This is a genomic window from Protofrankia sp. CiP1_Cm_nod3 (genome assembly GCF_982290655.1).
The window spans coordinates 14,641-15,159 of record NZ_CEVIVD010000023.1 but is presented as its reverse complement, the minus strand read 5'-3'; the positions used below and the strand labels follow the sequence as shown (position 1 = coordinate 15,159).

Genomic DNA, 519 nt, shown 5'->3' with positions numbered 1-519 from the left:
GGGCCGCATGTCCGTAGCGGTGCCTGCGGCGGCCCGGAGGGCCTGCGGTCGGCAGCGGCCCAGGGGCCGCAGGCCGCCAGGGCCGGACCGGTGATCATCCCGCCCTCGGGTCGGCAGCGGCCCAGGGGCCGCATACCGGGTCCGTGGCGACCCCGCCGGGCCGGCCGGCTCAGGTGGCCCGGGGGACGAGGACGCCAGGGTTGAGGATGCCGTCCGGGTCAAGGGTGTGCTTCACCGCGCGCAGCACCGCCACCCCGAGATCGCCGATCTCCGCGGTGAGCCAGGGCTGGTGGTCGACGCCGACGGCGTGATGGTGGGTGATCGTCCCGCCGGTCTCGACGATCGCGCGCGAGGCGGCGGCCTTCACCCTGCGCCACCGTGCCACCGGGTCGTCACGGCCGGCGCACACGACGGTGAAGTACAGCGAGGCACCGGTCGGGTAGACGTGTGAGACATGGCACACGACCAGGCCGGGCGCTCCCCCGGCGGCGACCTCGCCCGCCCCCGCGCCGGCCTGGT

1 protein-coding gene is annotated in these 519 nt (G+C 76.5%); it reads right to left on the bottom strand.

Annotation, left to right across the window (positions count from 1 at the left end; translation table 11 throughout):
- Positions 1-169: 169 nt before the first annotated feature.
- The coding region (locus AC5LUJ_RS07220) for an FAD-linked oxidase C-terminal domain-containing protein (RefSeq protein WP_493464670.1) at positions 170-519 on the bottom strand (350 nt) is incomplete at its 5' end.